Genomic DNA, 12,322 nt, shown 5'->3' with positions numbered 1-12,322 from the left:
CCCCGCGAAAGGCAGACGAAACACCCCGTGCCATAGGCAAGTTCGACCAAAAAGGACTGCCATCCCGGGCGGCGGCCGGGCGGCGGCCCGTCGTCGGAGTCAGCCCTTGCTGACCGCCGCGAGGATCTCCGGCAGCCGCTGTGCCGTGCGCGGGGCGGCGAGCCGCAGTCCGAGCAGGGTGAGCAGGGCGCCGTACGCGGCGCCACCGGGCAGCAGCAGCCAGGCCCACCGGTCGCCGCCCGAGGCGACGTTCAGCCAGATGGTGAGGGCGATGACCGGGGCGCACAGCAGGGCGGCCCCGACCATCCCGCCGAAGATGGCGACCGTCGCCAGCCCGGACTGCCCGGGGGCGACGTTCTTGTAGCCCTCCTGCGGGATCGAGTACGGGAACCGCGCCGACGACCACGCCCCGGCCGCCAGCATCGCCCCCAGCAGCGCGAGGGACAGCCCGAGCGCCTCCGGCAACGTGGCCCAGTCGTCGAGCAGCGCGGTGGTGGCAACGACCACGAGGGTGGCGTACGGCAGGCTGATCAGCAGCAACGCCAGTGCCCGGCCGCGCAGTTCGACGTACGCGTCCCGGGTGGACGAGATCGTCATCGCGACCATCCAGAAGGCGGAGGTGTCCTGGCCGAACTGGTTGTACATCTGGATGCCGAGCATCCCGGCCGCGAAGCAGGCGAAGTAGATCGAACCGGTGCCCTGCATCGCGTTGAACACCGGCACGATCAGCCCGATCGCCAGCGAAGTCACCCACGCGGCCTTGGTCTTGGGGTCGCGCCACGCGTACCGCAGACTCCGTTCCATGACGGTCCCGGTACGCCCGCCCGGCAGCAGCCGCGCGAGCCCGCCCGCGCCCCGCTCCCGGGTACCGGAAGGCTCGGCGGCCTGCAGAGTGGACCCGTCCCCAGAGGTCATCAGCCGGGTGAGCGTCCGCGCCCAGCCCCCCAACAGCAACACCAACGCACCGACACTGAGCCCGAGTTGGGCGACCGCGACCCCGTACGACCCGTCGCTCGCCGCGTCCACCGCCCCGAGGGCGGAAGCGGGCGGCACCCACGCCAACACCTCGGCGGCCGGATCGAGTTGACCGAGCCCGGCCGTACCGAGCTGCTGCACACCGAAGTTGACGAGCTGCGCCCCGACCGCGATGACCAGCCCGCTGAGCACGGCGAGATCGCGCCCCTTGCGACTGCTGAGCAGCCGGATGTTGGCGGCGGCGACGGCCCGCGCGAGCGCCACGCAGACGAGCAGCGCGAGCGGGACGGCGACGAGCGACACGACGAACCCCGCCGCGTCGCGCGCCAGGGCGATCACCGACCCGACGAGCAGGGACAGCGTGAACAGCGGCCCTATGCCGACGAGCGAGGCCACGAGCAGCGCCCGGACCAGCGGGCGGGGCCGCAGCGGGAGCATCACCAGCCGGGTCGGGTCGAGCGTCTCGTCCCCGCTGGGAAAGAACAGCGGCATGACGGCCCAGCCCAGCGCCATGACCGCGAGGAGCAGCACGGTCACGGACGCGGCGTGCGCGTTGCCGCGCAGGGCGATCAGCCCGAGGAACTGGAGCGCGGCGAGCAGCGCCACGACGACGAGGGAGGTGATGTACACGGTCCGCCGCCCCGCGGACTGCCGCAGCCCGTTGCGCAGCAGGGACAGCTTCAGCCGTACGACGACGGGTGTGATCGAGGTCGCCGCGCTCGGCGCCGCGCTCATCGGGCGTCGCCGCCGAGCCAGTCGAGGTGGGACCCGTGGTCGCGCCCGCCCGCCCCGACGAGTTCGAGGAACGCCTGCTGCAACGAGGAGGCGTCGCCCCGCACCTCGGCCAGCGGGCCGTGCGCCCGGATCCGTCCCGCCGCCATCACCGCGACCCAGTCGCACAGCGACTCGACCAGCTCCATGACGTGGGAGGAGAAGACGACGGTGGCACCGGAGGCCGTGTACCGCTCCAGCACGCCCCGGATGATCTGCGCCGACACCGGGTCGACGCCCTCGAACGGCTCGTCGAGGAACAGGACTTCGGGATTGTGGAGGAGGGCGGCGGCGAGGCCGATCTTCTTGCGCATGCCGGTCGAGTAGTCGACGACGAGTTTGTGCTGGGCGCCGGCCAGGTCGAGGACGTCGAGAAGCTGGGCGGCCCGCTTGTCGACCTCGACGCCCGGCAGTCCGCGCAAGCGCCCCGAGTAGGCGAGGAGTTCGCGCCCGGACAGCCGCTCGAAGAGCCGAAGCCCTTCGGGCAGCACCCCGATCCGTGCCTTGACCTCGACCGGGTCACGCCACACGTCGTGCCCCACGACCTCCACGGTGCCCTGATCGGGCCGCAGCAGCCCGGTCACCATCGACAGCGTGGTGGTCTTCCCGGCCCCGTTGGGCCCGACGAGCCCGACGAACTTCCCCGCGGGCAACTCCAGATCGATCCCGGCAACCGCGACCTGCTCCCCGAACCGCTTCCAAAGCCCCTGCACACGCACGGCAACCCCATCAACCATGCGAGGAGCCTACGGCTCACCCCCCACAGGGCAAGGGGAGCCTTTCGGGGTTTCAGGGGCGCGGGGCTGTGTTTGATCGGCGGGCGGCCACCAGGGCCTTTTCAGGGGTGCGAGCCGCACACGACTGCCGGGCGGCACCCGCAGGCCTTCAGGGGCGCGGGGCTGTGTTTGATCTGCGGCTCCGCCGCGGGGCGCGACAAGCCACAACGCACCCGCAGCCGCCGCACAAGCGAACCAGGCTCCCCGAACCGCGAAAGCTACCGATCCCGCCCGCAGGCGTAAGCGAGCGGCGAGATCAACTCCTCCGCATCCGGCAACCACCGATTCGCAGGCGTAGGCCGGCACGCCCACTGCACAGCCCCCCGAGACCCGTACCGAGTAGGCGGCGCAGCCACATACGCCCCCTCACCCATCGCGATCAGGTCGAGCGAAGCCGGCGCCCACCCCAACTTGCGCACCAGATCCGGCACCTTCGCCGAAGCCCCCGGCAGCACAAAGAACCGCATCCGCCGATCCGGCGTCAACGTCACCGGCCCCAGCGTCAGTTCCATCCGCTCCATGCGCGCCAGCGCAAGGAACCCCGCAGTCTCGGGCACATCAATCGCATCGAACGTATGGCCGGTCGGCAGCAGGATCGACGCCGTCGGCTGCTCGGTCCACAGCCGGCGCGCGACGGTCGCGCTGCCCGTGGCCTGCGTCACCCAGTCGGGGCGCGACGGGTGTGCGCCGGGCAGGGCACACGCTGTGTCGCCGCAGGAGCAGCGCTGCATCCCGTCGACTGCTTCCAGCCACGTACCCGGGAACACGTCCCAGTGGCGCTCTTCGGCGTACCGGACGGCGGTTTCCAAGAGGGATTCGCCGCGTTGCTTGGGGATTTGGGCAGCATCAGGGCCCGCGATGGTCTCTTCCACGATGAGCTCAACTCTAGTGGGAATCATGGGTTACGCCTGTCACATGCGCCGGGAAGGTGCATCGATTCCGCATCCGGGGCGCATGGATGCATGTGCGGGGGCGCGCAGGAGGATCCCGGACAGGGCTGGGTAGGCAGCGGAGGGGCCGGGCATCCGCCTTTACCCCGGCAATCCTCACATGTCTCGCATTGTCGGCATGTCTGCGGGGCATCGATCTTCAAGGCCGGATCCTTTCGCTGGTTCCGGACACGGAAGACACGTCAACTCGGTGCGTGGCACGGCACCGCAGCCACAGGGGGGTACGCCATGGCCGCAAGGCCTCTCGTCGCGCGGCAGCCGAACGAACGGCTGCAGGCGCTCATCCAGGAAGCGGGCTGCTCGAACGCCGGGCTGGCCCGCCGAGTCAACATGTGCGGCGCGGAGCACGGCCACGATCTGCGGTACGACAAGACGTCCGTGGCCCGTTGGCTGCGCGGCCAGCAGCCCCGGGGCCGGGCGCCCGCGATCATCGCCGAGGCCCTCGGCCGCAAACTCGGCCGTACGGTCACGATCGACGAGATCGGCATGGCCAACGGCAAGAACCTCGCCTCGGGCGTCGGGCTCCAGTTCTCCCCGACCGTCCTCGGCGCCATCGAGCAGGTGTGTGAGCTGTGGCGCAGCGACGTGGGCCGGCGGGACTTCCTCTCCGGTTCGTCCGTCGCCGCGTCCGCGCTCGTGGAGCCCAGCCGCGACTGGCTGATCTCGTCGCCCGACTCCCAGGTGGCGCGCCAGGCGGGGCCCCGGGTGGGGCCGTCGGACGTGGCGGCGGTGCGCGCGATGACGCAGTCGCTGACGGACCTGGACCACCAGTACGGCAGCGGGCATGTGCGTCCGGTCGTCGTGCACTACCTGAACAGCGTCGTCTCCGGGCTGCTGGCGGGCTCGTACCGGGAGGCGGTGGGGCGTGATCTGTTCGCCGCCGTCGCACGGCTGACCGAACTCGCCGGGTACATGGCCATCGACACCGGCCAGCCCGGTCTCGCCCAGCGCTACTACATCCAGGCGCTCCGGCTCGCCCAGGCGGCGGGGGACCGGGGGTACGGCGGGTACGTACTCGCCGCCTCCATGAGCCATCTCGCCGCACAGCTCGGAAACCCGCGCGAGATCGCGCAGTTGGCGCGGGCGGCGCAGGAGGGGGCGCGCGGCAGGGTCACCCCGCGCGCGGAGGCGATGTTCTACGCGGCCGAGGCCCGGGGGCACGCGCTGATGGGCGACGCGCGGTCGGCCCAGCTGGCGTCGGGGCGCGCGGTCAGCGCGCTGGAGGCGGCCGATCCGGAGTCCGGGGACGACCCGGCGTGGATCGCGCACTTCGACGGGGCGTACCTGGCCGACGAGCTGGCGCACTGCCACCGGGACCTCGGCCAGGCCGAGGCGGCGGCGCGGTGCGCGCGGGAGGCGCTGGACGGGCACCCGGAGACGCGGGCGCGGCGCCGGGCCATCGGGCTGGTGCTGCTGGCCACGGCACAGGTCCAGCAGCGCGAGGTGGAGGAGGCCTGCCACACGGGCCTGCGCGCGGTGGAACTTCTGGGCACCCTGCGCTCCAACCGGGGCGCCGAGTACCTGGAGGACCTCCAGGCGCGCCTGGAGCCGTACCGCGAGGAACCGGTGGTCCGGGAGTTCGGGGCGCGGCTGGACCTGCGGGCGGCGGCGTGACGGGAGACACAGCGGGACGCTGAGGTGCTGGTGGGGGAGTGGTCTGGTCCTGTGTTTTGTGAATCGGATTCCGGGGACCCGGTAGCGTTAACCGACGATTCCCAAGGTCCCCCATCAGTAGGAGTCCTGGTGACGCAGAGTGGACAGGGCGAGGAGCCCTCGCCGCGCGTGGCGCGCGAAGGCATCGTGCTGCCCTCCGACGGTGGCGAACCGCTGCTGCCGGGTATGACGGGGAGCGGCGGCGCCCGGCCGGTTCCCGTCCCGGCGCAGCCCCCGGCCCCGAACCCGACCGGCGGTCAGGCATGGGGCCAGCCGTGGGGCCCGGACATGAACCAGCACCAGGACCAGCATCAGGGTCAGGGTCAGGACCAGCATCAGGGTCAGGACCAGCATCAGGGTCAGGGTCAGCATCAGGGGCAGGAGCAGTATCAGGGGCAGGGTCAGCACCAGGCTCAGCCTCAGGTGGCGGAGGGGTGGCCCGCGCCGCCCGACGCCCAGCAGCATCAGCAGTGGGGCGACCAGGGCCAGTTCCACCCGCACTCCCCACCGCAGCAGCAGGCGCCGGCGGCACCGGAGTGGGACAACGACCCGCGCGTGTCCGGCGGTTGGACCCAGCAGCCCGGCTACGGTGCCCAGCCGACCCCGAGCGCCCCCCTCCCGCAGTACCAGCACGAGCCGCACGAGTCGTACCAGCCCCACGACTCCTACGGGCCGTACGGCGGCGCGCCCAGCGCCCCCCTGCCGCCTGTCGACGACGGCGCGACGCAGTACATCCCGCCGGTGCCGAGCACCCCCGGCCCGGGAGCCGAACCGGCCACCCAGTACCTTCCGCCGGTCGCGGCGCACGCCCCCGCGCCCCCGCACGTCAACGAGGCGGCGACGCAGTTCCTGCCGCCCGTGGTGCCCGGCGCGATGCCGCCCGAGTCGCACGCCGAGGCGACCGCGTACCTGGGCCACGTACCGCAGGCCGCCCCGGGCGGCTCGGACGCCGACGCCACCCAGTACATCCCGCCGGTGCCCTCAGGGGCGTACGGCATAGGCCAGGGCGGCGCCGACAACCGTCAGCCGCCCTCCGACTTCGACAACCTCTTCCGCACCGGCCCCGGCGCCGACGTACCGGCCGGCGGCACCCAGCAGCTGCCCCGCGTCCAGCAGCACGCCCCCGCGCCGCCCTACGCCCAGCAGGCTCCGTACGGCGCCCAGCAGGCTCCGTACGGCGCCCAGCAGGCTCCGTACGGCGCCCAGCAGGCTCCGTACGGCTTCCAGGCCGCCGGGGGGCCACCCCGCGCGCCCCACGGCCCCCACGACATGGACGACAGCCATGGCGGGCGGAAGCGTTCGCGGGTGCCCGTCATCGCGGCCCTCGGGATCGGTATCGCCGTGCTCGGGGTCGGCGCCGGGGCCCTGCTGAGCGGCGTGGGAGGCGACAGCGACAAGGACCCGGCGAGCAAGACGGTCGCGGCGACCTCGGGCGCGCCGGAGGAGTCCAAGGGGCCGGCCGCCGACCCGGCCAAGGCGCAGGCCGTCGAGCTGGACAAGCTGCTCGCCGACAGCAACAACAGCCGCGACACGGTGATCAAGGCCGTGGCGGACGTCAAGTCCTGCACCAACCTCGGCCAGGCGGCCTCGGACCTGCGTAGCGCGGCCCAGCAGCGCGGCGAGCTGGTCACCCGGCTGTCCTCACTGGCCGTCGACAAGCTTCCCGAGCACGCCCAGCTGACCGACGCCCTCACCAAGGCGTGGCACGCGTCCCAGTCGGCCGACGACCACTACGCGGCCTGGGCCGACCAGGTGGCGGGCAAGCACGGTTGCAGGAAGGGCCAGGCTCGGCCGACGGGCCAGACGCAGAAGGGCAACCAGCAGAGCGGTATCGCCACCGCACAGAAGGCCAAGGCGGCCGAGCTGTGGAACGCGATCGCGAGGCCGTACGGCCTGACGGAGCGCCAGTCCACCCAGCTGTGACCCCGCTGCCGCTCCGGGCCTGACGGGCGGTCCCGCCGAAAGGGACCGCCCGCAGCACACTCGGCTCCCTCAGCCCTCTCAGTCCTCGACGCTCTCCAGCAGCTTCGACGTGTTGACGAAGCCCTTGCGGGCGGCGACGAGTCGGCCCTCGCGGACGACCTGGAGGGTCACCTGTGTGTTGACCAGGCGCGGGAAGCCGACTACCTCGAGCAGGTCCTCGAAGCGCCAGCGCAGCGTCGGCGTGAGGCCGCCGGTGGTGACCCGCAGGCCCTTGTCGAGGGCCCGCCGGACGGTGATCGAGGACACCTCGCCCTCTCCCAGCGACTCGACGACCGCTTTCAGGACGGTGTACGCGATCCAGGTGGTCTGGACGCCCGCGTCCTGCGGGTCGACGCGGTTGTCGCTGAAGGCCTCTTCGTTGATGACCTTCTTCATCCGGTCCCAGCGGGGGTCACTGGCGACCGGGTACCAGCCGGTGATGTACGAGCCCTCGTACGGGCCCGACTTTCCGCCGTTCGCGTTGATCACCGTCTGGTCGACGCTGCCGAGCACGGTGGCGGTGCGCACGGCCGGGTAGTCCTTGCGGTCGCGCCGGAAGGAGTCCATGAAGGTGTTGTTGCGGTCCCCGAGCGCCGGCACCACACACCCCTTGTTCTCGCTCGGCGAGGCCTTGTCCGTCGTCCGTCGCAGGGCGAGCCTGGTCTGCGTGCCGTACTCGGTGGCGTCCTCGGCGGCCAGCTGGTCCAGCGCCCGGGCGTGCCCGCCGGCCCGCAGGCCGGAGTCGAGGAGCTGGGGCAACTGGTCGCCCGCGATGGAGTCGGGGCGGATCAGGGCGACGGGACCGCAGACGGCGGCGAGTTCCTTGCCGAGGCCGGCGAGGAGGGCGGGCGAGCCGCCGTTGACCGGGTAGGACATCGGGTTGGTGAACTCGTCGTTGGTGACGCCGTAGCCGCCGATGTACGGGATGCCGGCGGAGGCCAGCGGGCCCAGGAAATCGTCGCCGAACTGGCTGTAGGAGCCGACGACCGCGACGACGTTCTCGTGGGCGGCACGGCGGGCGCACTTCGCGGCGGCCACCCGGTCGTTGTGATCGTTGCAGGTGAGGACCTTGAGCTTGTGCCCGTTCAGGCCGCCCGTGGAGTTGATCCAGCGGGCGTACGCCTGCGCCATGGCCGGCATGCCCGGCTTGTTGGTCGCGTCGGTGTTCTCCGGGGCCCAGGTCATGACGGTGATGTCGCTGCCCGAACCGTCCGAGGTCCCCGGGACGACCCCGCAGCCGGCGGCGAGCGCCGCGCACACGGCCAGCACGCCCATCGACCTGGGGAGGTTGTTGCGGAAGGGGCTGCGGGTGCGTCGCCTGCCGGTCATGTGCACGCACGATTCCGTCACACAGCCAACCGGGATGTGACCCTTGGTCAAGAGTTGGTGACGGGGAGGTGAATTACAGGGGGTGTTGATCTCATTTTCACGGGGACCGTACGATCGATGACCGTGCAAGGTTCGGAAGACTCTTCCCGTCGCGGCCGTCGCTCCCCCACCATGGGCGGCATGCCACTCAACGACATGCCGTGGTGGCGCTGGCGCAGCAATGTGCGCTCCGCGCTGCACATGCTCTCCGATCCGGTGTTCCAGCGGGACGTCTGGCTGGCCGGCGTCGACGGATACGGGGACGTCACCGACGCCGTGTACCGCCTGGTCGAGGACACCTGGCTGGACAGCTGGTCCGCCGAGAAGTACGTGGGCACGATCTTCCGGGACTCCCAGGAAGCCGCCCTCGTCGACACCGCCGTCCTGCGCGTCCTGCGGATCATGCACCAGGTCGGCCCGGACGCCCCCGTCTCGGCCTATCTCGACCACGCGGGGTGGCCGGAGGCGGTCCGGGCGGCACGGGACGCCCACGTCCGCCTCGCGGCGAGCGACGGTGAGGAGCCGGACGTCCCGCCGCGCACGCTGGAGATCCTGCGGATACTGACGCGCTCGGCGTAGGACCCGGGCGTCCGGTCCGGTCCGGTCCGTTTCGGGTGGCGGACGGGATTCTGGCGCTCCGGGCGGTTATGGGACCCTGTCCGGCATGAACGAGCAGTCCAGCCGAGCCACGGCCGCCACCGAGCGGCCCGTCGAGCAGTACGTCCTCACCCTTTCGTGCCCCGACAAGCCGGGCATCGTGCACGCCGTGTCGAGCTACCTCTTCATGACCGGCTGCAACATCGAGGACAGCCAGCAGTTCGGCGACCGGGACACGGGACTGTTCTTCATGCGCGTCCACTTCTCGGGCGAGGCCCCGGTGACGGTGGAGAAGCTGCGGGCGAGCTTCGCGGCGATCGGTGACGCCTTCCAGATGGACTGGCAGATCCACCGCGCCGAGGACCGTATGCGGATCGTCCTCATGGTCAGCAAGTTCGGCCACTGCCTCAACGACCTCCTCTTCCGCGCCCGCATCGGCGCCCTGCCGGTCGACATCGCGGCGGTCGTCTCCAACCACACGGACTTCGCCGAGCTGGTCGCCTCGTACGACGTCCCCTTCGTCCACATCCCGGTGACCAAGGACACCAAGGCGGAGGCGGAGGCGCGGCTGCTGGAGCTGGTGCGCAAGGAGAACGTGGAGCTGGTGGTGCTGGCCCGCTACATGCAGGTCCTGTCGGACGACCTGTGCAAGGCGCTCAGCGGCCGCATCATCAACATCCACCACTCCTTCCTCCCGAGCTTCAAGGGCGCGAAGCCCTACCACCAGGCCCACGCCCGAGGCGTGAAGCTGATCGGCGCGACGGCCCACTACGTCACGGCGGACCTGGACGAGGGCCCGATCATCGAGCAGGAGGTCGAACGCGTCGCCCACGACGTGACGCCGGACCAGCTGGTGGCGATCGGCCGCGACGTGGAGTGCCAGGCACTGGCGCGGGCTGTGAAGTGGCACGCGGAGCGACGGATTCTGCTGAACGGACGCCGGACGGTCGTCTTCGCGTAGGTGATCGGCGGCGGCCCCGGCAGCCCGATCCCACAGGAAGAGATCACATTCCGGCGAACCGAGACCAGCGAACCGAGACCAGCGAACCGAGACCGGCGCCGGGGCCCTGCCGGGGCGGTTTCAGGCGTCGTTGCTGAGGCCGCGGTCCGGGGCGCTCATGTCACCTGTCGCCGGCGTGCCCTCGGCGAGGCCGTAGCGGAGGTACACCGTGCCCTTGGGGTTGGCCACCGGTGGTTCGAGGAGGGTGACGTTCGTGGGGACCGCGCCGTCCTCGAACAGCTTCTTGCCGACGCCGAGGACGATCGGGTGCACCCAGAGGTCGAGACGGTCGAAGAGCTTCTCGCGCAGGAGGGTCTGCACCAGGTCCAGGCTGCCGACGACCTTCACGTTCTTGTGCCGGTCGCGGATCTCGCGCACCGCGCCCGCCAGATCCGGGCCGAGCTGGGTGGACCCGGCCCACGGGAGGTCGGGCGTGCCGCGGGACGCCACGTACTTCGGGATGCTGTTGAAGAGCGTGGCGATCTCGTTGTCCTCGCCGCCCTTCTGGTGCGGCCAGTAGGAGGCGAAGAGGTCGTACGTCCGCCGCCCCAGCAGAAGGGCGTCCGTCCCCTCGTACGCGGCAAGGATCTGCGCCCCGGTGACGTCGTCGATCAGGGGCGCCTGCCAGCCGCCGAAGGGGAACCCCGCCGGGTCCTCGTCGGGACCGCCGGGCGCCTGCCCGACGAGGTCGAGGGTCGCGAACATCTCGATGTGGATGAGTCCCATGGCTTACTCCCGGTGCGCCGGCTGTCTGTCTCGGTCGGGGGGTAGACCTGGGGGCGGCAACAAACTCATCGCAACCAGAGCAACCGTTCAGCGGATCCGGTACGTGTCGACGTACGCCTCGGGAAAGTGCTCGGGCTTGCTGTGCCACAGCGCGAGTACCCGGTCGGCGAAGGTTTCGCCGGTGCGTACGACCTCTTTGAGCGGCTCCAGGTATGCGGCGGCCTCTTCCCGTTCCCGCCCCGCGGCGATCTGGGCGCGCAGGCCGGACTCGCTGAGACGGAGCAGCTCCGCGGCCAGGTCGCGCATGGGGCGGCCCGCCAGCTGCGCGTCCATGCCCCGCACCGCGATGTCGTCGAGGCCCTGGAGGTGCTGCTCGGGGCTGATGCCGCGCAGGAGCTCCCATACGGAGGCGCGGGCGGCGGCGTCGTAGGTCAGACCGCTCCAGAAGGCGGGCACCGCGCCCAGGGCGGGGTAGGGCGGCCCGTCCACCGCCCGGAGTTCGAGGGTGTCCCGTAGCCGGACGTCCGGGAAGATCTGCGACAGATGGTCTCGCCAGTCCTGGAGGTCCGGTTTCGTGCCGTCGTCGAAGCCCTTCTCCAGCAGAGTGGCGAAGGGGACGGGAGTCACCCGTTGCCTGCTTCCGTCCGGCAGTCCCCTGTGCACCATCGGCAGCGTCAGTGCCCACTCGATGAAGCGGTCGATGGTGAAGTCCTCCCGGAGGGTGACCGGGATGACGCGGGTGCGGGCGGGGTCCGCGCGGCTCCAGAACTGCATGCGGCGGGAGAGCGCGCCGCAGGGCTCGCCCCCGTCCATGGGCGCGTTGACGAAGAGCGCGGCGGCCGGGGTGGACGCCGCGGCCTGGACCCGGAGCTTTTCGGCGAGGTCGACGGGCGAGGTGAAGTCGAACGACACCTGGGTCGAGAGAATCATCGACATGATGCGGGGGCCGAACATGCCCTCGTTGCCGAGGCTTTCGAAGTGCTCGCGCATGATCGAGGTGCGGGAGTGGGGCATCCACCGCACTTCCTCGAACGTGGTGAACGGGTACTGGGACCCGGGCACCAGTGCGAAACCGAAGCGGTCCGCGTTCTCCGCGAACTGTGCCAGCGTGCGCCGGGTGAGGTCCATCAGATCGGCGACGCAGGCCACCGGGGGCGACGAGTACTCCACCGCTCCGCCGTGTTCGAGCGAGATGAGCCCGCCGTCGGGAAGCCGGACCCCGACGAGGAATCCGCAGTCGTGCAGGGGCTCACCTCCGGTCACCGACACCATGTGGGCGAGATAGGCGCCGATTCCCGCCGCGCCGTCGTAGGGAATTCCGAGCCCGGTACGGGGATCCAGAGCGGCGGACTCGACTTCGATGCCGACGAGTTCTCGCGAGGTGCTCTTCTCGAACACGCTGCGCAGCTCCGTCGGGGAGAGGGAGGACGCTTCGGCCGCAACAGACATGACTCACCTTGGGATACGAAGGGGAACGCTCTCGCGTGCGTATGGCGTGGGAGGGTCGATTTCAGGGTGGATTTTCCGGCATCCCCGGATGATTC

The 12,322-nt window shown here is 71.1% G+C and carries 11 protein-coding genes; 4 read left to right on the top strand and 7 right to left on the bottom strand.

The genetic code is table 11. From position 1 onward, the window contains the following. Positions 1 to 99: 99 nt before the first annotated feature. The 3 genes from ADL01_RS23270 to ADL01_RS23260 form a co-directional block, all read right to left on the bottom strand. Positions 100 to 1,710, bottom strand: coding sequence for a hypothetical protein (locus ADL01_RS23270; protein ID WP_053743964.1), 1,611 nt, complete (start codon positions 1,708 to 1,710; stop codon positions 100 to 102). After that, positions 1,707 to 2,483 carry an ABC transporter ATP-binding protein gene (locus tag ADL01_RS23265; RefSeq protein WP_053743963.1) on the bottom strand — a complete coding sequence of 259 codons (777 nt, stop codon included), beginning with the start codon at positions 2,481 to 2,483 and terminating at the stop codon, positions 1,707 to 1,709. The genes ADL01_RS23270 and ADL01_RS23265 overlap by 4 nt, the downstream gene beginning before the upstream one ends. Before the next feature lie 257 nt (positions 2,484 to 2,740). Continuing rightward, positions 2,741 to 3,394, bottom strand: coding sequence for a bifunctional DNA primase/polymerase (locus ADL01_RS23260; RefSeq protein ID WP_234354766.1), 654 nt, complete (start codon positions 3,392 to 3,394; stop codon positions 2,741 to 2,743). Between the two features lie 306 nt (positions 3,395 to 3,700). Between ADL01_RS23260 and ADL01_RS23255 the strand changes: the two genes are divergently transcribed. Then, positions 3,701 to 5,086, top strand: coding sequence for a hypothetical protein (locus ADL01_RS23255; RefSeq protein WP_053743961.1), 1,386 nt, complete (start codon positions 3,701 to 3,703; stop codon positions 5,084 to 5,086). 114 nt (positions 5,087 to 5,200) lie between these two features. On the opposite strand, the gene ADL01_RS46480 is transcribed toward ADL01_RS23255, so the two are convergent. Continuing rightward, positions 5,201 to 5,533 (bottom strand): hypothetical protein, encoded by a 333-nt coding sequence (locus tag ADL01_RS46480; protein ID WP_234354765.1) that lies wholly within the window; start codon positions 5,531 to 5,533, stop codon positions 5,201 to 5,203. Positions 5,534 to 5,548: 15 nt separating this feature from the next. Between ADL01_RS46480 and ADL01_RS23250 the strand changes: the two genes are divergently transcribed. After that, complete coding sequence (locus ADL01_RS23250) at positions 5,549 to 7,048, top strand: hypothetical protein (RefSeq protein ID WP_234354764.1); 1,500 nt, start codon at positions 5,549 to 5,551, stop codon at positions 7,046 to 7,048. A 78-nt stretch (positions 7,049 to 7,126) separates the two neighbouring features. Here ADL01_RS23250 and ADL01_RS23245 read toward each other — a convergent pair whose 3' ends face one another. Beyond that, complete coding sequence (locus tag ADL01_RS23245) at positions 7,127 to 8,416, bottom strand: ABC transporter substrate-binding protein (protein ID WP_053743959.1); 1,290 nt, start codon at positions 8,414 to 8,416, stop codon at positions 7,127 to 7,129. A 117-nt stretch (positions 8,417 to 8,533) separates the two neighbouring features. Between ADL01_RS23245 and ADL01_RS23240 the strand changes: the two genes are divergently transcribed. Continuing rightward, entirely contained in the window at positions 8,534 to 9,034 is a 501-nt protein-coding gene (locus ADL01_RS23240; RefSeq protein WP_053743958.1) for an SCO4402 family protein, read from the top strand. An 85-nt stretch (positions 9,035 to 9,119) separates the two neighbouring features. Next, positions 9,120 to 10,013 carry a formyltetrahydrofolate deformylase gene (purU, locus tag ADL01_RS23235; RefSeq protein ID WP_053743957.1) on the top strand — a complete coding sequence of 298 codons (894 nt, stop codon included), beginning with the start codon at positions 9,120 to 9,122 and terminating at the stop codon, positions 10,011 to 10,013. 120 nt (positions 10,014 to 10,133) lie between these two features. Here purU and ADL01_RS23230 read toward each other — a convergent pair whose 3' ends face one another. Beyond that, positions 10,134 to 10,778 (bottom strand): dihydrofolate reductase family protein, encoded by a 645-nt coding sequence (locus ADL01_RS23230; RefSeq protein ID WP_053743956.1) that lies wholly within the window; start codon positions 10,776 to 10,778, stop codon positions 10,134 to 10,136. Between the two features lie 87 nt (positions 10,779 to 10,865). After that, complete coding sequence (locus ADL01_RS23225; protein WP_053743955.1) at positions 10,866 to 12,227, bottom strand: glutamate-cysteine ligase family protein; 1,362 nt, start codon at positions 12,225 to 12,227, stop codon at positions 10,866 to 10,868. Positions 12,228 to 12,322 lie beyond the last annotated feature (95 nt).

This window comes from Streptomyces sp. NRRL WC-3618 (assembly GCF_001280005.1).
Classification (GTDB): domain Bacteria; phylum Actinomycetota; class Actinomycetes; order Streptomycetales; family Streptomycetaceae; genus Streptomyces.
The sequence above is the reverse complement of the archived record's forward strand: the minus strand, read 5'-3'. Positions and strand labels throughout refer to the sequence as shown.

Bases quoted from the DNA above. Each gene is read 5' to 3' on its own strand.
- ADL01_RS23255 (WP_053743961.1), top strand. From the start codon at position 3,701: ATGGCCGCAAGGCCTCTCGTCGCGCGGCAGCCGAACGAACGGCTGCAG.
- ADL01_RS23245 (WP_053743959.1), bottom strand. From the start codon at position 8,416: ATGACCGGCAGGCGACGCACCCGCAGCCCCTTCCGCAACAACCTCCCC.
- ADL01_RS23225 (WP_053743955.1), bottom strand. From the start codon at position 12,227: ATGTCTGTTGCGGCCGAAGCGTCCTCCCTCTCCCCGACGGAGCTGCGC.
- ADL01_RS23265 (WP_053743963.1), bottom strand. From the start codon at position 2,483: ATGGTTGATGGGGTTGCCGTGCGTGTGCAGGGGCTTTGGAAGCGGTTC.
- ADL01_RS23230 (WP_053743956.1), bottom strand. From the start codon at position 10,778: ATGGGACTCATCCACATCGAGATGTTCGCGACCCTCGACCTCGTCGGG.
- ADL01_RS23240 (WP_053743958.1), top strand. From the start codon at position 8,534: ATGACCGTGCAAGGTTCGGAAGACTCTTCCCGTCGCGGCCGTCGCTCC.
- purU (WP_053743957.1), top strand. From the start codon at position 9,120: ATGAACGAGCAGTCCAGCCGAGCCACGGCCGCCACCGAGCGGCCCGTC.
- ADL01_RS23270 (WP_053743964.1), bottom strand. From the start codon at position 1,710: ATGAGCGCGGCGCCGAGCGCGGCGACCTCGATCACACCCGTCGTCGTA.